This is a genomic window from Ditibartonella choladocola (assembly GCF_002007565.1).
In the GTDB taxonomy this organism is placed as follows: domain Bacteria; phylum Pseudomonadota; class Alphaproteobacteria; order Rhizobiales; family Rhizobiaceae; genus Bartonella; species Bartonella choladocola.
Genome location: NZ_CP015625.1, coordinates 685,740 through 712,720 on the forward strand (window position 1 = coordinate 685,740; position 26,981 = coordinate 712,720).

A 26,981-nucleotide genomic window follows, 5' to 3' on the forward strand; every position below is an offset into this window, starting at 1 on the left:
CAAACCAGATGAAACGTATTGCGCCCACTCTTTGTCTGACTGCAATGGCCTTTACCCTTGCAGCTTGTAATCTTTCCCAGAATTATGGCCAGCGCCCTTCGGTGCAAAACATTCCGACAGGAATAGATGGCCAATGGGTTGATAAAAACGGTATTGTCTCATCGTTCAGAAACGGTATCTTCGAGACGCGTTCCTCCGATACAAGGGAAAAGCTTTCAGAAGGAAATTATCGCTTCAGCAATCCGCAACTCGTTGAAATCGAAATGCGTTCTATTGTTCGCGGAACAGTTTCACGCGTCAATTGCGCAATATCGAACAATTCGATGCAGCTCTTGTGCACATCGAGCAATGGTTCACAATTTTCTTTGAGCAGAAAAATTTAGACCTGAAATAGAAAATCCACAGATTGAGATTTAATGGAAAATAAAAAAAGTAAAATCGGCGTTCTTCTGATTAATCTGGGAACGCCGGAAGGTACCGATTCAAAAAATGTTCGCAAATATTTACGCGAATTTTTGTCTGATCGACGGGTAATAGAATGGCCGCGCATTTTATGGTACCCGATTCTTTATGGAATAGTTCTCAACGTACGCCCGAAAAAATCCGGTGCACTTTATAAGCGAATCTGGAATTATGAATTGAATGAGTCGCCTTTGCGCACCTATACGCGCGCGCAGGCTGAAAAGCTTGGCCCGCTCCTTGATGAGCCGGATGTCGATGTCTATTGGGCTATGCGCTATGGCAAGCCATCGATTGACGAGGTGCTTGGCTCTATGATCGAGAAGGGCTGCGAAAAAGTTCTGTTTTTCCCCCTTTACCCTCAATATTCTGCAACAACAACGGCGACAGTACTCGACGCAGTATTCGCAAGCCTTGAAAAACGCCGTTATCAACCGGCTATACGCTCTGTTCCACCTTATAGCGATGATCCGGTTTATATTGATGCGCTTGCCCATTCTGTCGAAACACATTTGAAGGCACTTGATTTTGTTCCGGAAAAAATCATTGCGTCCTATCACGGGATTCCTCAATCTTACGCAAAAAGGGGTGACCCTTATCCGGAAGAGTGTGTGCGCACAACGGAAGCTTTGCGCAAACGGCTTGGAATGAATGAGGACAAACTCATTATGGCCTTCCAATCACGCTTTGGCCCTGAAGAATGGTTGCAGCCTTATACAGCCGCGACCGTTGAAAAACTTGCGAAAGAAGGTGTCAAGTCTATTGCAGTCTTCAATCCGGGTTTTGTCGTTGATTGTCTGGAAACTGTCGATGAAATGGGCCATGAAGCGCAAAAGACATTCAAAGAAAATGGCGGAGTGAATTTTGTCCATATTCCTTGCCTGAATGACAGTGAAGACGGAATGAAGGTCATTGCCCATCTTGTAAAAAAAGAGCTTCAAGGCTGGATTTGAAGTGTTTCCCGCGATCAATAGTGATTCCGGTGTAGTTCCGGCATAATAAAGCGTGGGAAACTATGCTATCAGGCGTTTTGCTGCTTTTCGCGGGCAAATAAAACTGTAACGATACATGCACTGATCTCGATATTTTTAAGGGAGAAGAATGTGTTCGGTTTTAATATCGCCTTATTGCTGTTGGTTGTGCTGGTTGTTGCAACATTGTTTGCGGGGATCAAGCAGGTTCCGCAGGGCTATCAATATACAGTTGAACGTTTTGGCCGCTATACCAAAACCTTGATGCCGGGACTTAATCTGATTGTTCCGTATTTTGACCGCATAGGCGCGCGCGTCAATATGAAGGAGCAGGTGCTTGATATTCCCACGCAAGAAGTCATTACCCGCGATAACGCAACTGTTTCGGTCGACGCAGTGGCGTTTTTCCAAGTGCTGAATGCAGCCCAATCTGCCTATCAGGTATCGGATTTGAATTATGCGGTCTTAAACCTCAATATGACGAATATCCGGACGGTTGTCGGTTCAATGGATCTTGACGAGCTTTTATCCAACCGCAATACGATCAATGAAAAGCTTTTGCATGTGGTCGATGAAGCAGCTCATCCATGGGGCTTGAAGATGACCCGAATTGAAATAAAAGATATCCAGCCGCCACGTGATCTCGTTGATGCTATGGCACGGCAGATGAAAGCCGAACGAGACAAGCGTGCGCAAGTTCTGGAAGCCGAAGGTGACCGGAATGCCAATATTTTGCGGGCTGAAGGTTTCAAACAGGCACAAATTCTTGAAGCAGAGGGAAAGCGTGAGGCCGCTTATCGGCAGGCAGAAGCGCGTGAACGGCTGGCGGAAGCCGAGGCAAAAGCAACATTGGTTTTGTCCGAAGCCATTGCCAAGGGAAATGTACAGGCAATCAATTATTTTGTTGCGCAAAAATATACCGATGCTCTTGCCTCTATCGGGACAGCCAACAACCAGAAGGTTGTGCTGATGCCAATGGAGGCTTCATCGCTTATCGGTTCGCTCGGTGGCATCGGTGCTATTGCAAAAGAAGTTTTCGGCTCGCCTTCGCAAAAGAAATAAAGTTTCATGCGAGAGCGGAAATTACGTTTCTATCATGGTTGATGAATACAGCTTAAAACAGGTGGTTTTGACCCGTCGGCATATGGTAAATCCTTACGGAGCTTCACCGCTTGTAAAAAATTGAATTTTTAAACAAGCTGCCAAGCTTCATATCGTGCGTATGACTTCATAGAGTGAACGTTGAAAGTTGCTGTTCAGAAGGAACAAGGATGTTTGATTTATTGATGACCTTGGGAGCATGGAACTGGGTGGTTTTAGGATTTATCCTGCTCCTTCTCGAACTCATATTTCCGGGCGTATTTTTTGTCTGGTTCGGTCTCGGTGCTCTTTTAACGGCACTTGTTTCTTTACTTTTTTATCACTTGCCATGGGTTGCATCCTGGGAAATGGAAGTCATTTTTTTCCTGATATTTTCTATCATCATGGTGTTGATCGGTCGCAATTTTTTTCGCCGCGACCGCGAAACCGACGAACCTTTATTAAACAGGCGAACCGATCAGATCATTGGCAAAAGAGTTGTTCTTGAAGAACCCGTTCGCGATGGCAAAGGGCGCATTCGCGTTGACGATACGATATGGCGTATCAAAGGGCCTGATCTTCCTGAAGGTACGGAAGTCAAAGTGATTGCCTTCGATAATGGCGTTTTCACAATCGAAAAGGCCTGAATTCAAGGCCACACCATGATCGCGCCTATCTTTGATGTGTTTTGTTGGTAAAACCTTGTCAATGCCGGATATTTTTGATGTGCTTCATTTTCGACTGGTCAAGCTCGTTTATTTTCCGATTCCATAAAGCTTTCGGATTTGGTTTTTCCAAACTTTGATAAATAAAGGTATTAACGTGATCTTTTTTTTAATGAACGGTTTTCCTTTTTTATAAATTCGTTTATTCCCTGTGCTGGAATATTAAGCAGGAATTGAAAAAACTATGCGACTGGGTGGGCGCCTTCAGGCGGCAATTGAAGTATTGCAGGATATCAAATCGCGTCGGCGTCCGGCTGCGGAAGCACTTAAAGATTGGGGGCTTTCGCATAGATTTGCTGGCGCGGGTGACAGGGCGGCAATCGGCAATATTGTTTATGACGCCTTGCGGGAACGTTATTTGCTTGAATGGCGTATGGATAGTGATGATCCGCATGATGCTGCTTTTGGTGCATTGTTGGAAGATGGCGGGCTTTCGCTTGATGAACTTGCTCGTAGTCTCGATGGTGACCGTTTTGCACCGGAACCATTGAGTGAACACAGCCGCAATATGTGGCTCACAAAAAATATTGACGAAGCGCCCGATTATATTCGCGGAAATCTGCCGCAATGGTGTGTACCTCTATTTCAGGATATTTTCGGCTCCCATTGGCTTGATGAAGCTGTCGCATTGGCAAAACGCCCACCACTTGATTTACGTGTGAACCGCTTGAAGGCAAAACCCGAAAAGATTGTGCGTGAACTTGCCGGAACAGGTGCAAAACCGGTCTCATGGTTCGACAGCGCTTTACGCATTCCACCGATCGAGAAATTGAAACGGCACCCCAATGTGCAGGCAGAGCCGGCCTTCCAAAAAGGCTATTTTGAAGTGCAGGATCTCGGATCGCAAATTGTGGCAAGACTTGCCGGAGCAAAAGCCGGTATGCAAGTGCTCGATTATTGTGCCGGCGCTGGTGGAAAAACATTGGCTATGGCGGCAGATATGGAAAACCGTGGTCAAATTCACTGTTATGACGCGGAAAAAGCCCGTCTTGCTCCGATTTTTGAACGTCTGCGCCGCTCCGGTGTGCGCAATGTTCAACCGCACGTCAATATAAGTGAACTTGACGCATTAAAAGAGCAAATGGATATTGTCCTGCTTGATGCACCTTGCACGGGTACGGGAACATGGCGCCGCCGTCCGGATGCCAAATGGCGCTTGACAGACGGTCAGCTTGAACGCCGTATTGCTGAACAGAAAACCGTTTTGAATGCAACTTTACCTTATCTCAAAACTGGCGGGCATCTCGTTTATATTACATGTTCGCTACTTTCTTCCGAAAATGACAAACAGATAGCGACTTTTCTCAAGGAAAATCCGCAATTCAAAGAAATCGACATGAAAAATTTGTGGCAGCAACATTTCGGGAAAGACGCGCCAAGGCCGGTTTTCCCTGAACATGGGCTGGTTTTATCTCCGGCAAGTACAGATACAGACGGCTTTTTTATATCGGTTCTTGAAAAACGTTCAACATAATGACGAGGTCAAGCATGTGGGGTGAAAAATCGGTTCTTTTTCTGATGGCAACCGAACTGGAATATGGCGAGCACCTCAAAAAGCTCATTAAACCGCACATTATCGGCGTGGGGCCGATCGAGGCCGCCATCAATACGACAAAAATTTTAAGTGCTATGAAAAACGAGAACCGCTTGCCCGACCTTGTTGTCTCGCTCGGTTCGAGTGGCTCGCAAAAGCTCAAACAAACAGAAGTTTATCAGGTGTCATCTGTGAGCTGGCGCGATATGGATGCGACGGTACTTGGGGTTGAAAAGGGGGTAACGCCTTTTGTTGATCTGCCCGCGACTGTGGAGATGCCGACATTGATACCCGATTTCCCGTCTGCAAGCCTATCGACCGGCGGCAATGTTGTTTCCGGTGATGGCTATAAAAATATAAAAACCGATATGGTTGATATGGAAACTTATGCAGTGTTGCGAAGCTGCCAGACATTCAATGTTCCTTTGTTCGGATTGCGCGGTATCTCCGATGGTCAAAAGGAGCTGGAACATGCCATGGATTGGCGCCAATATTTGCATATTGTTGATGAAAAACTGGCAAATGCGCTGAAGCTTCTTGATAAGGTGCTGGAACAACCGGAAAAATGAAATTCCGGAAAGATGGAATTAAAGCCTGTCGGAAATAATCAGCCAATCATTTTTAGGTGGTTTATCGTTTAAAAACTGTTTTCTCATGTATCACCCGATTGCATTTATCCAAAAGACTCTTTAAAGGCTTTCTATGAGCACGATACATCCTGACACAATTCTGATTATAGATTTCGGTTCGCAAGTAACCCAGCTTATCGCACGCCGTGTGCGTGAAGCCGGTGTCTATTCCGAAATCGTACCGTTCCAGTCTGCCGCAGAAGCTTTCAAGCGTATCAAGCCGAAAGCAGTTATTCTCTCCGGTTCTCCCCATTCAACCGTTGATATAGGCTCGCCCAGAGCACCCCAAGAAATATTCGATGCAGGGATTCCTGTTCTTGGTATCTGTTATGGCGAACAGACAATGTGCGCGCAACTTGGCGGCAAAGTTGAAGCAGGGCATGAACGCGAGTTCGGGCGCGCAGATCTTACTGTTGAAGAAGATAGCGCTCTCTTTCAAGGCATATGGAAAAAAGGAACCCATCATCAGGTCTGGATGAGCCATGGTGACAGGGTCACCGCTTTGCCGGAAGGCTTCAAAGTTATTGGCACCTCGAAAGGTGCGCCTTTTGCTGCAATTTCGGATGAAAAACGCCACTTTTATGCCGTGCAATTCCATCCGGAAGTTGTTCATACTTTGGATGGCGCCCGTCTTTTGCAGAATTTCGTTCACAATATCGCCGGTATCAAAGGCGACTGGTCTATGAAAACCTATCGCGAACAGGCCATTTCTGCCATTCGTCGGCAAGTGGGGAAGGGGCGCGTTATCTGCGGCCTTTCAGGCGGGGTTGATTCGTCCGTTGCAGCGGTGCTTATTCATGAAGCCATTGGCAATCAGTTGACATGCATTTTTGTCGATCATGGTTTGATGCGCAAAAATGAAGCAGAAGAGGTCGTCTCGATGTTTCGCGAGACCTATAATATTCCGCTTGTTCATGTTGACGCATCCGATCTTTTTATCAATGCACTTGAAGGGGTGAGTGACCCCGAAAAGAAGCGCAAGATTATCGGCCGCCTGTTTATCGAAGTTTTTGAAAAAGAAGCCAAAAAGCTTGGTGGTGCGGAATTTTTAGCACAGGGTACGCTTTATCCGGATGTGATCGAGAGTGTGTCATTCTCGGGTGGTCCTTCGGTTACCATTAAAAGCCATCACAATGTTGGCGGTTTGCCGGAACGCATGAATATGAAACTGGTCGAACCGTTACGCGAACTTTTCAAAGATGAAGTTCGCGCGTTAGGGCGTGAGCTTGGTTTGCCGGAAAAGTTTATCGGCCGTCATCCTTTCCCCGGTCCCGGCCTTGCTATTCGTTGCCCCGGAGGGGTGACGAGAGAGAAACTCGATATTTTGCGTGAGGCGGATGCGGTTTATCTTGATGAAATTCGCAAAGCGGGCCTTTATGATAAAATCTGGCAAGCTTTTGCCGTTCTCCTTCCGGTACAAACGGTGGGTGTCATGGGCGACGGGCGAACATATGAATATGTTTGCGCGTTAAGAGCTGTGACCTCGGTCGACGGAATGACAGCCGACTTTTATCGTTACGACATGGATTTTCTGGCACAAGCTGCGAACCGCATTATTAACGAGGTGCGCGGTATCAATCGCGTCGTCTATGATATTACGTCGAAACCACCCGGAACCATCGAGTGGGAATAAAATAAACCGAATATTCGAGAATATAATATTGTAAATGCCATTGAGGAACATGTTTCCTCGATGGCATTTTCTTAAGTCATATCTTTGAAATGACTTTATTGAGCGGTTTCGGGGCTGAATGGTGAAGTCAGGAAAGCTGTTTTATCGGGAGGCTTCAAACATACCGCATCAATAAAGCATAATTCAATTGAACATCTTCAGGGATCGGAATGTAGACAATATGTCCGTCACCCGGGGCTACAGTAATGTCTTCGTTCTTTTTGTTTTTCAGCGATTTTATTGTAAAATTGATATTGCCATCCGGCGTCATCATTTCCACTTTGTCATTCAATTCAAAGCGGTTTTTAACAGCGACTTCTGCAAGCCCGTTCACGCGTTTTCCGGTAAATTCGCCAACAAATTGCTGGCGACCGGGAAGCGAGGAGCCGGTTGCATAATTCTGGTATTCTTTATGTTTATGGCGTTGCAAGAAGCCTTCGGTATAACCGCGGTGGGCAAGGGATTCCAGAACCACCATCAAATTGTCGTCAAAGGGGCGGCCGGCCAGAGCATCATCTATTGCCTTGCGGTAAACCTGTGCGGTTCGGGCAACATAATAATGCGATTTCGTGCGCCCCTCGATTTTTAAAGAATTGACACCGATGTTGATAAGTTTTTCGACATATTGGACAGCGCGAAGGTCTTTTGAATTCATGATGTATGTACCATGTTCGTCTTCAAACGCGGTCATTTCGGCTTCAGGCCGATTTGCTTCATGAAGCACAAATACCTTGTCGGTGGTTGGCCCTTCGCCAAGATCGGGCTGAATTTCCCCGCTTACCGTCTCTTCAACTTTGACAATTTCGCCCAGTTCATTCTCGACGCCTTCCTCGACACCATATTTCCAGCGGCAGGCATTCGTACATGTTCCCTGATTGGCATCGCGGTGGTTGATATAGCCTGAGAGAAGGCAACGCCCTGAATAGGCCATGCATAACGCACCATGAACAAAGACTTCCAGCTCTATGTCGGGAACATTTTCACGGATTTCTTCAATTTCCTTCAGTGACAATTCCCTTGAGAGAATGACGCGCGTCAATCCCATGCTTTTCCAGAATTTGACGGTTGCCCAATTGACCGCATTCGATTGTACCGAAAGGTGAATATCCACATCGGGAAAATTTTCCCGCACCATCATAATCAATCCCGGATCGGACATGATGAGAGCATCAGGATTCATGTCGATAACAGGTTTTAATTCGCTCACAAAACTTTTAAGCTTGCTGTTGTGGGGGGCAATGTTGACAACAACATAGAATTTTTTGCCCTCGGAATGGGCTTCGTCAATGCCTATCTTCAAATTTTCTTCATGATTGAATTCATTATTGCGCACCCGCAAGCTGTAGCGGGGCTGGCCTGCATAAACCGCATCCGCACCATAGGCAAAAGCGTAACGCATAGATTTCAATGTGCCCGCAGGACTTAACAATTCGGTTTTATGAAGTTTTGACATTGATTGAAAGAGCCTTGAAAATTGAGCTGTTGTTTAGCAGAACTGGCCTATCCATTCAACCTTTCAGGAAACATAATTTCAGAAGTTCAATCTTCATTGCAATATACGGTTTTACCGGAATTGAAGGTTGAAGCGGGAATAAACAGCGGTCAGAATTTTAAAAATATAATTTAAAATAAGCGGTAAAAAAGCATGGGTGAAACGGCGCGGTTGAAAAGTATGGGTAAAAATTCATAGGTAAAAATGCAGCAGTGAAACCGTTAGGAAAAAATGCGCAAGCAAAGAAAATATGCACTATAACGATCGAACTTTTTATTCATGCAAAAATTATCAATCTATGCCATAGACGATCAAAGCGTAGGTGGACAAGTTGGTGGCCATGGCTTAGGTGGACAATTTGATCGAAGCGGGATGAAAGTAAACCTCAATCACAAAAATAGGCCCATTGGAGAAGTGCCTGACGCTGGCGCGGGCGACAGAAAAAATCACCTGGGTCACAATTTTTCCTAAGCTGCGCGAGATGGCGGCGCATCTGTTTCCAACGTTTGATCTGCCGCTCGTCTTCACCCTCGATACGGCGACCCGAATAATAACGGCAATACCATTGGAACCAGCCGCGCGGGTCATCTTCATAAATCCAGCCTTTAGCCTTCCAATAGACAAGCGGTTTTCCGGCCAATACACCATAATAATTCAAGTCAGCCTGTTTGCCTTCCGGTGACAATTTTGCGTTTTGAAACCAGTTTGAAGGAAATTCGTTTCTGCAATCGGTCATATATTTTCCGCCGAAAACCCCCATTTCCAACATTTGCTTAGGGGTTAACTGTGGTTCAAAATCGGCTGAGAAGTTTTTTCCCTCTTCACACACGCGTTCATAGCGATAGCCATGCTGCATTTTGTCGTTAACGTTTACCCACAAAGACACTGAATTTGTTCCTTTTCTTCAAAGAATAAACGAATAGTTATATCGGAAGATAAAAAGTCCAGTGTTTGGATAAGAAAAGAATGAACGCGGTCATTGCATTCAGGCTAATTGAGTTTTTCGGTTTTTCAACCGGAACGGGCTTGAGGGATTATTCCCCATCGCATGGATGAAGAACAATCCCTCCTCAAACTCAGAATTTAATTCTCAAACCTGCTGTGCCGCCAAAGCTGTAATTATCGCTGATATTTTTGAAAGCACCGCGTATATTTGCTTCACCATAGAGTGACCAATTATCGTTATTCCAATTATAACTGCCACCCAATCCAAGTCCGGCTTGAAAATCTTCATTTTCATTCCGGAAAGAAGTGCCGGAAACATTTACTTTCGTTCCATCAAGAAACTCGTAGTAAAGATTGCCTATGCCATATAGGAGTGTGCGACGCCGGTCTCCGCTATCGGATATCCACGCATTATCTCTGCTAAAAGCGAGGCCGACACGACCTTCCAGACTGTCACCGTCTCTCAGAGATACTTTTGTATTCAAGCCATCGCGAAAACTGTCAAAATCTATCGACGAATAAGAAAGTTGGATTTGCGGCGTTATATCCCATGTTTCTGTCAATTTTAGCCGATGACCGGCCTCTGCCGAAAGAGCGTAGCCGAAGCCTTTTTCGTTTTTGGTATCCGAACGGGTATAATTCTTGGAATTGAAATCGGTTTCATACCAGGTGGCTTGCGATTGTAAATCGACATAGCTGCCATTGAAGCCATACCATGTAGCAGCACCCCCTATGCCATATCCGGTCGCCTCGACTTTGCCATGCCCGTCATCGGAACGGACAGACGCTTCCGCACGACCGAAATGACCGCTCAAAGATCCAATCAGGATTCCGTTGGCATTTTCGACGAGTGCACCATCAATCCCGCTTTGCATGCGCCAGAGATCAAGACCGTAATTTTCATCGGTCAGCGAGCGTGAGGGGGTTACTTTGCTTCTGCTTCCTTCCATGCGGCCCCAAAAGCCGCTGTGTTCAATAAGCGTCGAGGCTTGATCGGCGAGATGAACGGCATTTTCCGAATTATCGGTTCCATCCGTCCAAAAGCGGTTACCAATTCGTTGCTGCAACGTAGACAAACGATTGAGACTCGATAGCACTTGTGGATATGCTTCATAAAGCGGGACTGACGGGCCGTAATAAGGTTTCGCCGGTGTGGGTGGATGTTCCGGTCGGTCTGTACCACCTTGATTGTTTTCCCCGCCATGCGAGCTGTCACCGGAATTATTGTTTCCGCCGTCGCCGTTACCATTGTTATCGCCGGTATCGTTGTGATCGTCGTCGGAATTATTTGAATTATCTTGTCCGCTTCTAAGATACCAATCGTATGCGTATTCGGCGTCGTTATAGGCGTCGCGATCGCGCGCTTTCTTTAGCGGACCACGGGCAAGTATATAGGCATAGGCAGTATCGGATCCGGCAACAGCCATCACACCGTCGTTGCGCCGGTAGCCACGTCCCCAGCCAGTACCAATAACAAAGCTGTCTTCAGCAGTTGTTGCGCCATTTATTGCATCAACGACTTTTATTCCTTCATATTTTGTGATTTCACTTTTCGTGTTATCGAAGAGATCGTCGATCAAAAGGGTCGTCGTACCGGAAACAGTCCCTCCATCAATAATAACCATATCGGATGGAGCTCCATCATCTCCAAGACTGCTATTGAGCCGGATAGAGCCATTATCACTATGGTAATTGCCTTTGATGACCAGTTTGTCGGTGATGCCGTCGCCGGTTTTGTTCCCCATATCAATGAGACCGTTATTTGTCAGTGTCAAAGTTCCGGCTTTTCGAGTGTCATCTGCCTCGCTATAGAGTGTTGGCGCTCCGCCCGTACCGCGATACTTGGTGTGGTCAACAATCAATGTACTTTGCTTGCCGATTTCAAAATCAAGATCGCCATTTGTAAAAACATTATCTGTCAAAGTTAAGCGGGCGCCGTCGGTAAGAGAAATTTTATTCCAATCCGTGCCAAAATTTACGCCTTTGGTTAAGTCATCCTGATTGAATGAACCACCGGCTATGATTGTGTTTTGGAGTGTCAGTTGCTTGTTATTGCCTTGACCGGCCAATGCATGGCCGAACTTGCTTGTGTCGACAAGGCCGGAAATCGTTGCATTATCATTGTCTCCTTCTCCCATATCGAAGCCGCCTTCCCAACGTCCACCCGACCAGGTGAGGCTATCCGAACCTTTGCCGGCTTTAAGAAGTCCACGTATGTTTGAAGTGCTGTTTGTAAAAATGAAGGTGTCGCCAAGGTCACTTCCCCGTACGGCAACAGAAGTGGCTGATTGGGCAGTCAATTGCCCCGTATTGATGAATGTCGTTCCGGAAGAAGCGTCGGTCGGCCTATTTGCGAGGTCTACCAAAAGACCTTTGTCACTCTTCGAGTCAAGGATGCCGTCATTTTGGACTTTGGAAGCTGTACCGGCAAGCCAGGCAGTGCCGGTAGCCCCTTCTTTTAACCAAACAGTTGACTGGTTGATGACTTCGCCGCTGGTATTGGTACGCAAACCAATCGCCTGATCCGATACATTTATTGTATAAGCCGGTCCGATTATGGCGTTCGACTGAAGAACCGGATCGGATAGGCTTGCATTTCTTAAATCATAGCCGACACCATCGGCACCAACATTGATTGTGACGTTAGACTTTTGCAACACATTATTCTCATCCAGATAATGCGTAACAAGACCGACGGCTGTACGAATACCGGACCCGCTACCCTCGACATTGATTATTGCTTGTTTAAAAGCGATTTCGGCAGCGAACTCTGAGTCATTTGAAACGATGTTATTTTCTACACCATTACCCTTCCCGCCAGCCGCAACAGTTATTTCATCAACGCCGAGAACAATTCCTTTTGCATCCGAATTCAGCAAAACGCCATGGGCGCTACCCGAAACTCTAATCTTGCCCTGACTTCCGGTCGCATTTAAAAAAGCATTCTTTTCCAGATAAATGCCGGCTTTTCCGTCATTTACTGTTATAGTGCTGGCATTTGCGACATTTGCGCGCGTATCGGTGCCTATGAGGCCCTCTATATGCAGTCCGACACCGTTCGAGACAGTAATATCACCATGATTTTCCAAACGCCCACCCTCAATGACATGGATGCCGGTGGCATTGTTAGTGTTTGTCATGGTGATAACGCCGTGATTGACAAGAAGACCACTATTGCGCGCAATGAATCCTGTTACATTTTGTGAATCGGTGATGATTTTGGCGTAATTAACCAACTTGGTGTTCAGGTCTACTTCTTCGGTATAGGTCGTATCAATCCGGTGATAACGACCATCAACAATACCACCGATTGCACCATCTCCCGTGAGATAAATCTGGCGTTCTTTATTATCCTTATCGCTAATTTCTCCGTAAGCTCCGCCATTGATTAATACAGCAGCCGCACCTTTTCCGCTAACTGTGAGCTTTGCGTCCTTGGTAATTATTCGACTTGCAGTTCCGGAAGCGCTTCCTGCCCCCTCCAGAATGACGCTATTGTCACCGGAAGCTGTTAACTCTTCTCCTTGACCCAAAAAGCTTGCGCCCCCGTCAATACGGAAAAGATTTGAAGCAACCGTCGTCACATTCATCTTTTTTGTGCTGTTTACAATTTGACTTTGCGCACCGTAAACATAAAACCCGATCTGCTGTTTGCCGTTTACAAATTTCGGATTGGCTTTGCTCGTGACTTCTGCATAGCCACCATCCTTGACATAAACGCCGACCGCGCCGTCGCCTTCCAGTTCTATCGTTCCATCAATTATGGCACGAGCATAATGTGTGTCGTCGGGGCGGCCCTCCACCCAGACGCCGTAATTTCGTATCAATGGACCGTCCTGTTTCGGGCTGGAAATTTTGATGACACTGTTTTCGGTAAGCTTGACCAGAGCATCATTGGTATCAGTATCGGATTTTGCCAGAACATAGACGCCAACACCGTTATATCCATTAAGTTCGATAGTGCCGTTATTGCTAACTTCATTATATATGCCATTATTAATCGCTCTAATACCGAAGTTACGGGCGCTATTTAAATTTGAATCGTTCTTTACAGCACCATTGATGATGATGCTTCCGTTATTTATCAGCTTGAAATTGGTAGATTTATCGGTAGAAGCAATTGGAACATCGGCAGCCATAGCTACAGCATTTTGCATTTTTGAACCGATGATGATCGAACCGTTATTTATAGCTTCAGCATTGCCGGATGCCATGATGCCGTAAAATTGGGCATTATTACTATTGCTTGTATCATCCGTCTCTTCCGGCTTTTCAGTATTATATTGTGCAGCCCGTCCGATATAAATAACGCCGGCTTCGCCATTTGTAAATTTTGAAAGATAGCCCTCGATGGCGACGCCTACATAGCGACCGTTCAAGGGATCATTGTTGACGCCGATGTTTATAATACCATCGTTTGTTCCAGTGCCGACGCCATGCAGATAAAACCCGTTGCTATAAGCAAAGGTGGTTTCTGCTACGCGATTGCCTGCTACATTAATGATACCTTTATTCTCGATAGTTCCACCATAAAACGCTTCGACAGCCGTTCCGAAAGTATATTCCTGACTGTCTTTTGTGGTGTCATGTATACGGGATTCTCTGAACCCCGAATTGACCACACCGTTATTGGTACCAACAGTGTGGCCGTCATCTCCGTCTTGACCGAGGATAATTGTGGAATTTCGTCGTGACGAGACAATGGCACCGGACTCGACCTCGACAATGCCCCCGCGTTCTGCGACGAGTGTACCTGCCATTTTCCCTTGGTCGAACTCGGTATCGATCTGGCCACCCGATTTGACAACTATCTTACCACCATTGCTGGCATACATTGCGCGCGTATCACCCGTAGGCGTAAATATTTCATCATCTTTAGGATAATCGCTTCCCGGACCTTTTATGTTTTTTGCGATATATTTCGGTATCGCTTTGCTAAAAGCATCAGTATAAGCCTGTTGGGTTTTAAAATCGGGATAATCCTTGTTTTGAAGTGCATCTATCAGTTCGTTGTTGTAAGCTTTCAGATCATCAATAGAATTAATGGTTCGCGCGTCACCCTTGTAATCGGTAAAATTGTGCGGAAATTCAGGGACATTGATCCTGTTGATAACGTCATTGTCCTCGAGGTAATAAGCTCGTGATTCAAACGAGTTTTTTGAATGCCATTCTACGACACTGCCTTTACCGTCTGCCCATGTCAAATTCGAGTTTTTCAAAGAAAGATATACAGTTCGGGAGTCACCGTACGGGTTGTTTCCCTTGAAATCATCAAATTTTACATCAATGTGACCGCCGTTTTCAGCTTTTCCAAATCCTGAATTTACATATTGCTGGTCGTTGACCGCTTCCGATACCAGAACTTTTTCTTTTCCCCAATCAGAAACTTTGAAAGAATCATTGTCATATACATTGACCGTAGAAGATTGACCGGCGCTATCGGTCACACGAACAGCTTTCGTTTCACCTAAATCGAATTTGGTCAGCCCGTTAGCGTCCGGATCGTATTTTCCCAGCTCTTCGAGATTACTAATACCGGATTTTCCGATATTGATATCCGAAAGATCACCATTGATTGTTAGCGTTTCACCTGCTCCGGAAGCAAGAGCTGCTCCCCGATAATCGTCGCTATATTCCGGATTGAAGTTTTCTTTCGATACCGTACAGCTATTGTTTGTTGCAATCGTACCTGAAGACGAGCTGCCTTGCGTATTACAATAATTTTCAGCATAGACATTGCTTATCAAACTTCCTGCGAAGATGGCAGAAGAAGCAGCGAGCGTGGATAGTTTGCGTCTTAATCCCGATTTTGTGGAAAGAAAAATTCGACATCCTAGACCTTGATCGCAAAATTTTTTGTACGGCCTGGTAAACTTCGACATTATCGTCGGCTCCCTCAAATCTTGTGATTTTGCGTTCAAAATCATGGAATTATGGATTGGTCTTTGCGGTAAAACAAAAACCATCTCCTTTTTATTCTATTTTTACTCGATGATTATGGCATAAAACAGTAATACCTGCTATATATAAATTTTCCTGTCGGACAACCTGTGGTTTAAAATAGAAACAAAGCGCGAATTGATTTAAAACCTATGACATATTACTTGAAAAACATCAATAGGCATACAAATTGGCGCGTAACGTCACTTTACTACCCAGTAGAACCGGTTGGTCAAATTGGTTTGTTGTTGTACAAAATTCTACAATTAGAAGTTTAAATTTCGATTTTACAGAGTTGAAAATATGGAATTGAAAACGCGCCGCTCCTTTGAACTTGAAAGATGAAATTGTCTGGTGACAATTTTATTGTGATTGAACCGGGCGCCGCGTTTATCAGACTTTTCAGACGAAAGAAAAATCGACACGTTATAAGATACCGGCTTCAGTTTTCCGAACCTGCAAAGAGCGACAAGAAGGGGAGTGTAAAAGGGGCTAAGGAGGATAAGACGGGGGGCAGGAGAATAAGAGGGGGAAACGAAAACCTATTGATAAGAATTACGAGAAAAATCAGGATATATTACGAAAGAAATTGCTGAAAGAATTATTCATACATCGTATGATTTTTTCACAGGAACGAATAAGAATAGAACACTTTACAGCGGCGTATTCCAACGGCTCTCAATTTGAAATAATCTCTTGGCTGTCATTTTTCGATTTTATCTTCGGGGAAAGATTCCCGCCAGATATTGTTAGGCGGCAGCGGGAATTATAGCTATCAGTCACAGCTTGATTGTCACTTCAAAGCCTTGAGTGCTTCCCGAACGGGGAGATGAATAGTTGATTTCTATGGGCATCGTCTTTGTCAAAGCCTCGACTATGGATAGTCCCAGTCCCGATCCTTCCCTATGGTTGTCTCCGCGATAAAAACGTTGGCTCAGAAATTTTATTTTTGACGGGGGAACTACCGGGCAATCATTGGCTATAATGATTTTGTCCTGATTGATCGAAATATCCACCATTGAGCCTTCCAAACTATAGTTCAGTGCATTTTCTACGAGGTTGCGTATGATGACGCCGAATGCGTCACCATTAAGATGTTTTTCGAGAGCTGTTACAAAATAGGTGGTAACAATACGGCCTTTTGTCATATTGGCGCGATTGAAATCCTCGATAACAGCCTCGATAAACGGAATAAGATCAACAGGTTTTTCACTTGTACCGAGTTGGGCATCCGCGCGGGCAAGTTGCAGAAGTTTTTCACTCAATCGGCGTAGACGCTGCAAAGCATTTTCAACTTCTTTGGCTCGCGGGTGATAACGTTGGGGGGTTTCTTCAATAAAAACCTGCGTGTGTGCCAATGCTGCGGCAATAGGCGTTCTTATTTCATGCGCACTATTGGACGTGAAAGATCGCTCCGCTTCCAGTGCGGCCTTGAGCTTTGCCAGCAGGCTGTTGACGGAACCGATGATCGGCTGGAATTCGTCCGGCATAGATTGCGATTGAATGGCTTGCATATTGCCGGTGTCTTTCTTGGCAATTGTTTCGCTCAATTTTTTAATAGGGCGCAATTGGTTACGAACAATAAAACCGATCGCAAGCATACTGAGCGGAATAATAAGCACTGCGGGAATGAGCATTGCCGTCATAGCCTCGCGTGCGGCTTCACGCCGCTCTGAAAGCCTGTCGGCAACTTGTATGAGATAATCGCCATCCTGACTGACAAGCGAGTAAACACGCCATTTTCTGGTTTTGAAAAAACCTGTTTTCAATGGAACGCCATACGGGTTGGAAGGCGCATCTTCCGAGCGCATGACCATTTTCCCGTTACGGTCCAGAACCTGATAGGTTGTATATTCTGCCGGTGTAGAGTGGTTATCCGTTCTAACCAGAAGATCGGAATCATTGTCATTGTCGCGAACATCTTCGAGAGCAAGCGGCAGCAGCCGTTCAGCAGTGACCTGTAGCGTACCATCGAAGGATTCACCATATTCCTCATACATGACGAATGCAGCCATGAGACAGGCGATAACCCAAAAAACCAGATTGGCACAGGTAGCCGAAACAATAACACGACGTGTGAGGCTATTTCCCTGATGCCTGAAGCTCAACATAAGCTATACCCGCGACCATGATGGGTTTTGATGCGATCTTTACCTATTTTTTTACGTAAACGGCTAATATAAACTTCAACGGTATTGCTTTCAACTTCCGAACCGAATGCATAGATTGTGTCTTCAATCTGCGATTTGGTAATCAGCATATTGGGATGGGATGCCATATGTTCGATAATGGCCCATTCACGCGAACTCAATTCAACTTCTTTATCATCAATGAACAGCCGTTTATTTTCCATGTCCAAGGTCATGGAACCGATTTTTATTTCCGATTTTGCAAGACCGTTTGTCCTTCGTGCGACGGCAGCTATTCTGGCCGTTAATTCATAAAGGTCGAAAGGTTTGACGATATAATCGTCAGCACCGCTATTCAAACCTTCAATTCTTTCGCTAATCTGGTCATGGGCCGTGAGTATCACGACCGGCGAAGGCAAATTTTTTGAACGGATATTTTTAAGAAAATCCAGACCACTTCCGTCAGGGAGCCGCAAATCCAGCAAAATAAAGTCATAGTGGGTGGTTGAAACGGCGGCATAAGCATCTTCGAGGGTTTCAGCCCAATCAACAGCGTTATTCTGGTTAATCAGATGGTCGCGCACAGCACGACCAAGCGATTTATCGTCTTCAATCAGCAATACACGCATTGTTTATTTTTCCATGGCTATCTGACTGGCTTGACAAGATTTAAAAATATCAAGTCGATCATCCTTAAGAGTTGTTTTTACATTCATCATGGTCAGGACGGAAGGAAAAAGATTGTCGTGCGACATCTGTTTTGCTTCTGCGTCTTTCTTTACACAATCGAGATCAAGTTTCATCGAGCGGGCAAAGCCTGCCGATACCCATAAAACAAAGGGAATATGCGTCTGTTCTTCAGGCGCTACGGAATAGGGCATTCCATGGAGGTAAAGACCATTCTCGCCTAAAGACTCTCCGTGATCGGACATATACACCATGGCGGAATCGAATTTTCCTTTCCGCCCGTCAAGTGCGTCGATAATCGAACTCAGGAAATAGTCCGTGTAGAGTATGGTATTGTCATAAGCATTGCGAATTTCTTCGGGCTTGCATTCGCTGAAAACAGTATTCCGGCAATCAGGACGAAAACGCCTGAATGTTTCCGGATAACGCTCGAAATAGGCGGGGCCATGGCTGCCGAGCTGATGAATGAACAACACGCTGTCATGGTCGATATGATCGAGCCATTCTGTTAATTGTTCAAGCATGATGCCGTCCTGACATTCGCCATCAATACAATATGCAGGGTCTTTCCTTCCATAGAAGGAAACGGTTTTCACGCGATCTGCTACACCTTTGCTACCCGTGTTATTATCCCACCACTCGACATTCACTCCTGCATTTTGCAAAATATCGGGAAGGCTATTTGTTGATATTGCGCGTGCAACCGTGAATTCTTTTCGTGGAAAGGGCGAAAACATACAAGGAAGCGACTGGGCTGTGGCTGTTCCGCATGAGGTTGTGTTTGGAAAATAGACAATATCCCGTTTTTTCAATTCGGGGTTTGTTTCTTTATCATAACCTTGCAGCGAAAAATTATCCGCGCGTGCTGTTTCACCGGCGACAACAACCGTCACGCGCGGACGATGGTTTTGTGGCTCGAACGGCACGACCTTGGCATCAAGTCCCACTTGTTTGAAAATACGCGTTTTTGCATGTTCTCTGCGAACCACATATTTGACAGCATTGCCTATCGGAAGAACCGGGTTGACAATGCGCACAATTTCATTGTGTTCGCGCAATGTCGAGATGAGTTGGCGCGACGTAATCAAAGTACAGAATACCGCAATCAGCAAGCAGGGAACAATAACAGAAAGATTAAGCAGCACTTTCTTTATAATGGGAAAATGTTTTACCTTAACCCATAATATCAACAAGCAAGGAAATATGCCGGTCAAAAACAGGTGGAAGAAAAACAAAGGTGAAAGAAGGTCGGAAGCTTCTGCCGTGGTTGTCTCTACAGCATTGGCGATCATATCGCGGTCGATAATTGTTCCGAATTGATCGGTAAACCAGCTTGCGACACTGCCTGAAAGAATGAAAATGATAAAAACCGGTTTTATGAAATATTTGGCTGAAAATGTAACGGTCAATGCTATGAAGAGACAGGCAACACCAACAGCAATCGCGATAATGGGCGCATAATCATAATTGAATGCTTGCACCACATGTTGCCAAAAAGTGCGGTTAAATGCGACCAGCATATAAAGCGCAACGATGATTGACAGTGTCACACTACCGATAGCGGGGCGATATTTCAAAACAGCGCGAACCATAAATCACCTCACAACATTGGAGCGAAATTCTTGCGATAAAGACATTTCGATGGAAAACGGTTTGACATATTCGGCCGGAAATTTTTCGCATTGCCTGTTTGTTTCAGGCAGTTTTTCCAGCTTTTCCATTTCACTTCGTGCAGCCGACAGATCATTTTGAAAAGCCGGAAGCTTTTTCAGCCGGTCAACAAGTTTTTCCGAATAATCCTCGTCGACTTCAACGGCACTCACACTATGAACACCGCAAATAACGCGGCTTTCAGCTATGCTGCGGGCATGAGCAAAAATTGCAGCGCGATGTTCGGGGAAAAACTCGACCAGTAATCGTGCTGCTGTCCATCCTTCCATGGCATGACCGGACGGATAATCATATCCTGAAGGCTTTGTACAAGAAACACCGCCATAGGCAACATAAGGACGGGTAACCTCGAATAGCTTTTTGGATTTTCTTACGAGCTTTTCGGAGTCTTCACTCATTTTTGCAAAAAGCTTGAAAAAATCCGGCATGTTTTCAGAAGTTAGCCGGCGAGCCGTTGCACAACTGAACCCCTGGACAAGCTCGGCCGGTGTTGCTCGTGCGTCACTTATCGCCTGTTTCCAGCGGGCACTATCTTTATAGGAACGGGTGTGCAAAAAAACTTTTTCATCGCGTTTCTGTTCGACACTTCCGGCAGGGGGAGGGGTAATGTCGAGCAACATACGTTGTTCGCCATAACGGTTGAGATAACCGCCTCCGCTCATATAGTAGCCGCTGCAAAACAATATTGAACAGCCAATAACCGTTAAAGTGAGTTTTCCAGTTTTGCGCATTCACAGAGTCCTTTTCGATTTCCTCTCTAAGTGCGAAAACTGACAGTATCCTGAACAAGAAAAATAAACTTCCGGTTGATTTAAAAAATCGGATGTCCGATTTTCAAAAAAAATCTCTATTACCGGTTTTTCGGGTGAGGGCTGCTTGCCAAATATCTAATTTATCCGGAACGCGTGAGGGGCAGTTCAGTCTCTCGAACTCGTAAATCCGGCCATGTAACTCAAGTATTTCTATCGTAACTTCCGGAAAAATATTGATTTCGGATGAGAAAAAACATTAAAAAGAGAAGCCGAAGTTTTTCTGTCAAAACACGAGAGCGGCACAGCCGAATAATAGGGTTCGCATGTTATCAAAATAGAACACTATCATTATTCTGTTATAATCGGACAATCGGTTTCTTTATTTCTTGAATAATCATTGTCTTTTGCCTAACACATTGGAGTTGTTGCGGCGCAGAGGTTAAAAAATGCAGAACAGCTCGTTAAAACAGGGCCTGAACAAGCGGCATGTTTTTTTTATAGCCCTCGGTTCAGCTATTGGAACGGGATTATTTTATGGGTCGGCCGGAGCTATCAAAGTGGCCGGTCCCAGTGTTTTACTGGCTTATTGCATTTCCGGCGTCATGGCATTCATGGTTATGCGCGCGCTTGGAGAAATGGTTCTTCATAATCCGCTTCCCGGTTCGTTTGGCCGCTATGCCTCGAATTATATGAGCCCGTTTTCCGGTTTTTTGACCGGTTGGACTTATGTTTTTGAAATGGTGCTGGTTTGTCTTGCCGATATTACCGCTTTTGCAACTTATATGGGGTTCTGGTTTCCCGAAGTTTCCCCCTGGTTGTGGACGCTTGGAATTACGCTTGTCATAACGGGTCTGAATTTGACGGCTGTAAAAATCTATGGCGAAATGGAATTCTGGCTTTCGGTCGTAAAAATTGCCGCCATTATAGCAATGATTATTGCCGGCTTCGGTATTATGTTGTTCGGCTTTGGAACTGCCACCCATCACGCTACCGGCATTCACAATCTCTGGAGCAATGGCGGCTTTATGCCGAATGGGTGGGAAGGTTTTATCGCTTCTTTCAGTGTTGTGGTTTTTGCGTTTGGCGGGATTGAAATTATCGGCCTTATGGCTGTTGAAGTCAAAGATGCCGACCGCAATATCCCGAAAGCAATCAATGCTATTCCGTTCCGTATCTTGTTTTTCTATGTCGCAACCCTTGCGATTTTGATGTCACTTTATCCATGGAATAAAATCGGTCTTGAAGGCAGCCCGTTTGTGACAATCTTTGAAAGCCTCGGCATCAAATATGCGGCCAACATTCTCAACATTGTTGTCATTACCGCGGCAATCTCGGCAATTAACAGTGATTTATATGGTGCAGGCCGTATGTTGCACGGCCTTGCAGAAGATGGACACGCCCCCAAAAAATTGAATTTTGTTTCCAAAAAGGGAATTCCGGTTTTGTCGGTTCTGGCGATGTTCTGTGTGCTGGTCGTGGGAGTGGTGCTCAATTATTTTATCCATGACAAACTGTTTTTCCTGATCGCTGCCATGGCAACATTTGCAACCGTTTTTGTCTGGCTGATGATTTTGCTCTCGCAGGTTTGTATGCGGTTGAGACTTCCGAAAGCCGAACAAAAAAGCTTACGTTATCAAATTCCGTTCTGGCCGGTCGGTTCGATTGTTGCAATCCTTTTTATGGTTTTCATCATCGTATTGTTGGGTTTCTTCGAGGATACAGCAGCCGCTTTGATTGTTGGTATTATCTGGGTTGTGCTGATGTCTGTCATCTATTTTTTCATGAAGAAGACAGGTAAAAATACCGGAATAAAGGCTCATTAATCAGGATAAAAATTGCCGATAGAGATGATGCAGATAGCAGAGAAAGATCTATATCTGCATCGGCTATAGCCTATAGCCATGTGTTTTCAATCCTTGACTTTGTCTAATCCTCGATTTTTGCCGGATATTCCGGCTTTGCAAGCGGCTTTGCGATTGTCTTGGCGGTGTGGGCAAGTTTGTCTATAAAAGAACTCCGGTTGGTTCGCCTCTTGGAGGGACCATGCGGGTCTTGAGCTTTCTTTCTAAAAATGTCTGCGGGAACCGGTCAGGAACACAGCTCCTGTTCAGCAACGGGTTTCTGTCTCTCCGGCAGAACAGCAGGAGTGGAACGCTGCTCCATTGTTGCCACTCTTCTCACCTTTACAGAATAAGGCAAACCGGTTTTCCAATGTAATCTCTGATTTGATCCGGATTTGGGGTGAAACCGGCCTTTGTGCGCCGGATGGGGGGAATATTCCCTTTTTCAACAGGTTTGTTCTTTAAAAATGCGCTTTGGGGGTCGGTTCTATCAGTCATAATGTATTGAAGCCTTGAGGCCTTACGGAGCAGGCAAAATCTTTGGAAAAAGTTTCACAGTAGAACAATTGTGAGACATATATTTTTATATGTTTGCGTTAGAGGCGAAAAATACAAAAACAAGTGATTAGATATTCAAAGTGATAATAATATAATGAATATTTATATAACTTTGTAAGGAGGAAGACACCAACATCAAGGCGATATATTTTTAATTTTATTTCCGATAACCAATGTCAGGGAGGATAAAATGGCATTGATTAACTATTTGACAAGAATACAGTTCGGTTATGGTTCACTTGAAACTTTGAACGAGGAAATGGCACTTGCCGGAATAAAAAATCCTTTGCTTGTGACGGATAAGGGAGTGAGGCAACTTGGTATCATCGACAAGATAGAAAAGATTATCGGCAAAAAATTTGCTGCTATTTATGACGAAACACCGGGCAATCCGACTGAAGCGGCAGTCCGCGACGCCGAGCAACTGTTTAAAAAAATCAATGCCGACGGGATAATTGCTGTTGGTGGTGGTTCAGCGATAGATTTGGCCAAAGGTGTTGCAATTCTTGCATCCCATTCACGTCCTCTGAAGGATTTTTCACCGCTTCGTGGTGGCAGTGCAACGATTACATCCAAGAATTACCCGCTCATTGCCATTCCTACAACGGCAGGGACCGGAAGCGAGGTGGGGCGCGGCGCGGTTATCATTCTTGATGATGGCAGCAAAACTGCTTTGGTATCTCCCTTTATCATTCCAAAAGCGGCTATTTGTGATCCCGAACTGACGTTAAGTCTGCCAGCCCGCCTTACCGCAGCGACAGGGATGGATGCAATTTCACATTGCATAGAAACCTTTCTGGCCTCGGCGTTTAACCCTCCCGCAGACGGAATTGCTTTGGAAGGATTAAGAAGAGCATGGAAGAATATCAGGATTGCAACCAGAGAACCGGAAAACAGAGAGGCAAGGCTCAATATGTTGATTGCTTCGACTATGGGGGCAATGACGTTTCAAAAAGGCCTGGGTTGTGTCCATAGTTTGAGTCATTCCCTGGGTGGTCTTAATCCCAAACTACATCATGGAACACTCAATGCGATTTTCCTTCCAGCGGTTCTCACCTTCAACCGGTCTGCCGAAAGTGTCAAAGAGGAAAACAAGTTCGATCGTCTGGCCGAGGCTATGGGAATTTCTTCAGGTGAAATGGTTGAAGATGCAATCGTCGAGTTGCGTGAAGACCTCGGTTTGCCGGACAATCTTTCCAGTCTGGGTGTCGAACGCAGTCTTTTTCCCGCTGTTATCAAAGGCGCGTTGAAAGATTCCTGTCATCCAACCAATCCGAAAACGGCAACGGCGGAAGACTATAACAACATGCTGGAAAGTTCATACTGACCGATTTTGAACAAATGTTCCAACCCGTTCAGTGAATGATTTACGAACGGGTTGGGGGCACGAGTTCGACAATCGCCCCTTTCAATTCCGGTTGGTTGATCCCGCCACATGGCAGGACAAATACGTTTTCTATTATTTTTCGATGAAACGGAAAGAAAACGAAAAGAGTGGTTTCAATCAACGTTCTTAAGGTTGTAAATATTATAATGCGATATTGTTTGCTTCTGCGTATTTTATGAGCCATGGACGCAACGTCGATGTTGTGGTCTTGTCAAGCTCGGCAAGGAGCGCATTTTGTAAGTCGCCAATATCAAGTCTCAGCAACATGGCTTTGATAGGTCCTATTGCCGATGGTGTCATTGAAATGCGGCTGAAACCAAGTCCCAAAAGTGCCAAAGCAAGCAATGGCTTACCAGCCATTTCGCCGCATAATGTTACCGGTGTGTTATTGCGTTCTCCCGCTTCGATTATCTTGCGTAAAGCACGCAGGAACGGGGCAGAAAGCTGGTCGAAACGGTGGGCAATTTCCGAATTTCCGCGGTCGATTGCCATCATGAATTGGAAGAGATCATTGGAGCCGACCGATACAAAGTCGACAACATGCATGAGTTCGTCAAGCTGGAAGAGGAGAGCCGGAACTTCCACCATTGCCCCCAGTTTCAACTTTGTCGGCATTTTATGACCAAAGCGGGTAAGATATTTCACTTCGCGGTCGATCAATTTTCGTGTGTGATAGATTTCACCGACCTCGGTTACCATGGGCAACATCACACGCAATTCCCGCCCGCCGGAAGCTTTGAGCAAAGCGCGCAATTGTGTTCTCATCAGTGCCGGTTTGTCGAGTGTCAGGCGGATTGCACGCCAACCGAGAGCCGGATTTTCTTCTTTCCCTTTACTGCGGAAATAGGGCAAAACCTTATCACCGCCAATATCCAGAGTCCGGAAGGTGACAGGCTTTTCACCAATTTCCTGATAGACCTTGCGGTACAGTTTTTCCTGTTCATGCGCACGGGGAAATGTCGAAGCAATCATGAATTGCAATTCGGTTCGGAATAAACCGATGCCTTCAGCGCCCGATTCATCAAGTTGTGGCAAATCGACAAGCAAACCGGCATTGATTAAAAGAGTAATATGCCGGCCATCTTTGGTATCGGCCGGTACATCGCGCAAATTACGATAGATTTTTTGTTTACGTGCACGAAAACGGGCTTTTTCGACAAAAGCGCTTTCAACATCGGCCACAGGGCGCAGGTAAACTTTGCCATCATCACCGTCGATTATGACAGGGTCGCCATTTTCCGATAGAGACACGACCCCTTTAACCTGTCCAACAACCGGTATCGACATGGCACGTGCAACAATAGCAACATGGCTTGTTGTTGCGCCATCTTCCAAAACCAGACCACGAATGCGCTCGCGTGGATAATCAAGCAATTCGGCCGCCCCCATTGAACGGGCAACAATAATTGAATCCGTCGGTAAATCGGCATTGATTGTTTCGCGAGTTCGCCCCATCAATTGGTAGAGCAAACGGTTTGCCAGATCATCGAAATCCGATAGCCGTTCACGCAAATAGGGATCAGTCAGGTGTGCCATGCGTGCACGCGTATCACTCTGGACTTTTTCAACGGCCGCTTCGGCAGTCAAGCCGTTTTTGATCGCTTCTTCAAGGCGTCTTATCCAGCCACGATCATTGGCAAACATACGATAAGTTTCAAGAATTTCACGGTGTTCGCCTTCGCTGGCGACATCACTTCTCGAAAGCATATCATCAATTGAAAGACGCAACGAATTGATTGCTTTGGTAAGCTTTTCTGTTTCGGCACTGCTATTTTCGTTGAATAGATTGGTAACGACCAGACGCGGTTCGTGAAGAACAATATGCCCAAGGCCGATACCTTCATTGAGCGACTGGCCGACAAGTGTGAACGCACGGCGCATATCCACATCGACATTGGGGCGGGTGAGCCGCGGCAAGTCGCCCGCAGCAATCATTTCTGCGAGCACCATAGCAACAGTTTCCAGTGCTTCCACTTCTTCATCGCTATAGCCGCGTTTGTTGCGATTTTGCACAACAAGAACACCTAATGTGCGACCTGCGCGCAGAATAGGAACACCAAGAAATGATGAATAGATTTCTTCGCCCGTTTCAGGAAGATAGGCGAAAGCCGGATGTTTTCTTGCATCTGTCAGATTGAGCGGACGGGCAGTGGCTGCAATGGTTCCCACCAAACCTTGCCCCAAACGCAATTCCGAAAGGTGGACAGCACCAGGATTAAGACCTTCTGTGGCATAGAGTTCCAACATATTGTCGGAACGCAAAACATAGAACGAACAAACCTCGGCGTCCATATTGCGAGCGATTTCGCGGACGATGAGGTCAAGTCGTTCTTGTGAGTCCATGGCGCGTGCCATGAACTCGCGTAGTCGCTTCAGGATAACTTTGGGGCCTACATGGGTCTCCCGCATGATTTATCATATCTCCCATTATGATAGTTAAGTCTTATGCTCATGCTTTCAAAGGTCAACCCGCATTATTTCTTTAGAAGGATAAAGTCCAGAACTTAAC

At 45.6% G+C, this 26,981-nt stretch carries 16 protein-coding genes and 1 pseudogene; 9 read left to right on the forward strand and 8 right to left on the reverse strand.

Features of this window, described 5'->3' with window-relative positions:
• Nucleotides 1-8 precede the first annotated feature (8 nt).
• The 7 genes and pseudogenes from omp10 (at nucleotide 9) to guaA (ending at nucleotide 7,031) form a co-directional block, all read left to right on the forward strand.
• Nucleotides 9-383: an outer membrane lipoprotein Omp10 gene (gene omp10 / locus BBC0122_RS03095; protein ID WP_077991210.1), complete on the forward strand. Its 375-nt coding sequence runs from the start codon at nucleotides 9-11 to the stop codon at nucleotides 381-383.
• 33 nt (nucleotides 384-416) lie between these two features.
• Nucleotides 417-1,412 (forward strand): ferrochelatase, encoded by a 996-nt coding sequence (gene hemH, locus BBC0122_RS03100; protein WP_077991213.1) that lies wholly within the window; start codon nucleotides 417-419, stop codon nucleotides 1,410-1,412.
• Between the two features lie 150 nt (nucleotides 1,413-1,562).
• Nucleotides 1,563-2,483: pseudogene (locus tag BBC0122_RS03105) on the forward strand (SPFH domain-containing protein); the annotation flags it as partial.
• Between the two features lie 218 nt (nucleotides 2,484-2,701).
• The gene (locus BBC0122_RS03110; RefSeq protein ID WP_077991218.1) at nucleotides 2,702-3,157 is read left to right on the forward strand and encodes an NfeD family protein; all 456 of its coding nucleotides are present in this window, start codon (nucleotides 2,702-2,704) and stop codon (nucleotides 3,155-3,157) included.
• 262 nt (nucleotides 3,158-3,419) lie between these two features.
• A complete protein-coding gene (locus BBC0122_RS03115; RefSeq protein WP_077991221.1) occupies nucleotides 3,420-4,709 on the forward strand; it encodes an RsmB/NOP family class I SAM-dependent RNA methyltransferase in 1,290 nt (429 codons plus the stop codon).
• Complete coding sequence (locus BBC0122_RS03120) at nucleotides 4,709-5,338, forward strand: 5'-methylthioadenosine/S-adenosylhomocysteine nucleosidase (protein WP_077991232.1); 630 nt, start codon at nucleotides 4,709-4,711, stop codon at nucleotides 5,336-5,338. Before BBC0122_RS03115 ends, BBC0122_RS03120 begins: the two co-directional genes overlap by 1 nt.
• Before the next feature lie 133 nt (nucleotides 5,339-5,471).
• Nucleotides 5,472-7,031, forward strand: coding sequence for a glutamine-hydrolyzing GMP synthase (gene guaA, locus BBC0122_RS03125; RefSeq protein WP_077991235.1), 1,560 nt, complete (start codon nucleotides 5,472-5,474; stop codon nucleotides 7,029-7,031).
• Nucleotides 7,032-7,185: 154 nt separating this feature from the next.
• Here guaA and trhP read toward each other — a convergent pair whose 3' ends face one another.
• The 7 genes from trhP to BBC0122_RS03165 form a co-directional block, all read right to left on the reverse strand.
• Nucleotides 7,186-8,523: a prephenate-dependent tRNA uridine(34) hydroxylase TrhP gene (gene trhP, locus BBC0122_RS03130; protein ID WP_077970650.1), complete on the reverse strand. Its 1,338-nt coding sequence runs from the start codon at nucleotides 8,521-8,523 to the stop codon at nucleotides 7,186-7,188.
• A gap of 424 nt (nucleotides 8,524-8,947) precedes the next feature.
• Nucleotides 8,948-9,418: a hypothetical protein gene (locus tag BBC0122_RS03135; RefSeq protein ID WP_077994459.1), complete on the reverse strand. Its 471-nt coding sequence runs from the start codon at nucleotides 9,416-9,418 to the stop codon at nucleotides 8,948-8,950.
• Nucleotides 9,419-9,638: 220 nt separating this feature from the next.
• Nucleotides 9,639-15,389, reverse strand: a complete 5,751-nt coding sequence (locus tag BBC0122_RS03140; RefSeq protein WP_188318071.1) for an autotransporter outer membrane beta-barrel domain-containing protein — start codon at nucleotides 15,387-15,389, stop codon at nucleotides 9,639-9,641.
• An 837-nt stretch (nucleotides 15,390-16,226) separates the two neighbouring features.
• Complete coding sequence (locus tag BBC0122_RS03150; protein ID WP_077991239.1) at nucleotides 16,227-17,558, reverse strand: ATP-binding protein; 1,332 nt, start codon at nucleotides 17,556-17,558, stop codon at nucleotides 16,227-16,229.
• On the reverse strand, nucleotides 17,552-18,205 hold the full coding sequence (locus BBC0122_RS03155) for a response regulator transcription factor (RefSeq protein ID WP_077991240.1): 654 nt from the start codon (nucleotides 18,203-18,205) through the stop codon (nucleotides 17,552-17,554). Before BBC0122_RS03155 ends, BBC0122_RS03150 begins: the two co-directional genes overlap by 7 nt.
• A gap of 3 nt (nucleotides 18,206-18,208) precedes the next feature.
• The gene (locus tag BBC0122_RS03160; protein ID WP_077991241.1) at nucleotides 18,209-19,855 is read right to left on the reverse strand and encodes a phosphoethanolamine transferase; all 1,647 of its coding nucleotides are present in this window, start codon (nucleotides 19,853-19,855) and stop codon (nucleotides 18,209-18,211) included.
• Nucleotides 19,856-19,858: 3 nt separating this feature from the next.
• Nucleotides 19,859-20,665 carry an acid phosphatase gene (locus BBC0122_RS03165; RefSeq protein ID WP_077991242.1) on the reverse strand — a complete coding sequence of 269 codons (807 nt, stop codon included), beginning with the start codon at nucleotides 20,663-20,665 and terminating at the stop codon, nucleotides 19,859-19,861.
• Between the two features lie 467 nt (nucleotides 20,666-21,132).
• Between BBC0122_RS03165 and BBC0122_RS03170 the strand changes: the two genes are divergently transcribed.
• Nucleotides 21,133-22,509: an amino acid permease gene (locus BBC0122_RS03170; RefSeq protein WP_077991247.1), complete on the forward strand. Its 1,377-nt coding sequence runs from the start codon at nucleotides 21,133-21,135 to the stop codon at nucleotides 22,507-22,509.
• A 766-nt stretch (nucleotides 22,510-23,275) separates the two neighbouring features.
• Complete coding sequence (locus BBC0122_RS03175; protein ID WP_077991259.1) at nucleotides 23,276-24,412, forward strand: iron-containing alcohol dehydrogenase; 1,137 nt, start codon at nucleotides 23,276-23,278, stop codon at nucleotides 24,410-24,412.
• Between the two features lie 201 nt (nucleotides 24,413-24,613).
• On the opposite strand, the gene ptsP is transcribed toward BBC0122_RS03175, so the two are convergent.
• On the reverse strand, nucleotides 24,614-26,881 hold the full coding sequence (ptsP, locus tag BBC0122_RS03180) for a phosphoenolpyruvate--protein phosphotransferase (RefSeq protein ID WP_077991262.1): 2,268 nt from the start codon (nucleotides 26,879-26,881) through the stop codon (nucleotides 24,614-24,616).
• Between the last annotated feature and the right edge of the window lie 100 nt (nucleotides 26,882-26,981).

What these genes read in the sequence shown, in the direction of transcription:
- omp10 (WP_077991210.1), top strand. Translation starts at nt 9, where the DNA reads ATGAAACGTATTGCGCCCACTCTTTGTCTGACTGCAATGGCCTTTACC.
- BBC0122_RS03165 (WP_077991242.1), bottom strand. Translation starts at nt 20,665, where the DNA reads ATGCGCAAAACTGGAAAACTCACTTTAACGGTTATTGGCTGTTCAATA.
- BBC0122_RS03120 (WP_077991232.1), top strand. Translation starts at nt 4,709, where the DNA reads ATGACGAGGTCAAGCATGTGGGGTGAAAAATCGGTTCTTTTTCTGATG.
- BBC0122_RS03160 (WP_077991241.1), bottom strand. Translation starts at nt 19,855, where the DNA reads ATGGTTCGCGCTGTTTTGAAATATCGCCCCGCTATCGGTAGTGTGACA.
- BBC0122_RS03110 (WP_077991218.1), top strand. Translation starts at nt 2,702, where the DNA reads ATGTTTGATTTATTGATGACCTTGGGAGCATGGAACTGGGTGGTTTTA.
- trhP (WP_077970650.1), bottom strand. Translation starts at nt 8,523, where the DNA reads ATGTCAAAACTTCATAAAACCGAATTGTTAAGTCCTGCGGGCACATTG.
- BBC0122_RS03150 (WP_077991239.1), bottom strand. Translation starts at nt 17,558, where the DNA reads ATGTTGAGCTTCAGGCATCAGGGAAATAGCCTCACACGTCGTGTTATT.
- hemH (WP_077991213.1), top strand. Translation starts at nt 417, where the DNA reads ATGGAAAATAAAAAAAGTAAAATCGGCGTTCTTCTGATTAATCTGGGA.
- BBC0122_RS03155 (WP_077991240.1), bottom strand. Translation starts at nt 18,205, where the DNA reads ATGCGTGTATTGCTGATTGAAGACGATAAATCGCTTGGTCGTGCTGTG.
- BBC0122_RS03170 (WP_077991247.1), top strand. Translation starts at nt 21,133, where the DNA reads ATGCAGAACAGCTCGTTAAAACAGGGCCTGAACAAGCGGCATGTTTTT.
- BBC0122_RS03175 (WP_077991259.1), top strand. Translation starts at nt 23,276, where the DNA reads ATGGCATTGATTAACTATTTGACAAGAATACAGTTCGGTTATGGTTCA.
- BBC0122_RS03115 (WP_077991221.1), top strand. Translation starts at nt 3,420, where the DNA reads ATGCGACTGGGTGGGCGCCTTCAGGCGGCAATTGAAGTATTGCAGGAT.
- BBC0122_RS03135 (WP_077994459.1), bottom strand. Translation starts at nt 9,418, where the DNA reads ATGCAGCATGGCTATCGCTATGAACGCGTGTGTGAAGAGGGAAAAAAC.
- guaA (WP_077991235.1), top strand. Translation starts at nt 5,472, where the DNA reads ATGAGCACGATACATCCTGACACAATTCTGATTATAGATTTCGGTTCG.
- BBC0122_RS03140 (WP_188318071.1), bottom strand. Translation starts at nt 15,389, where the DNA reads ATGTCGAAGTTTACCAGGCCGTACAAAAAATTTTGCGATCAAGGTCTA.
- ptsP (WP_077991262.1), bottom strand. Translation starts at nt 26,881, where the DNA reads ATGCGGGAGACCCATGTAGGCCCCAAAGTTATCCTGAAGCGACTACGC.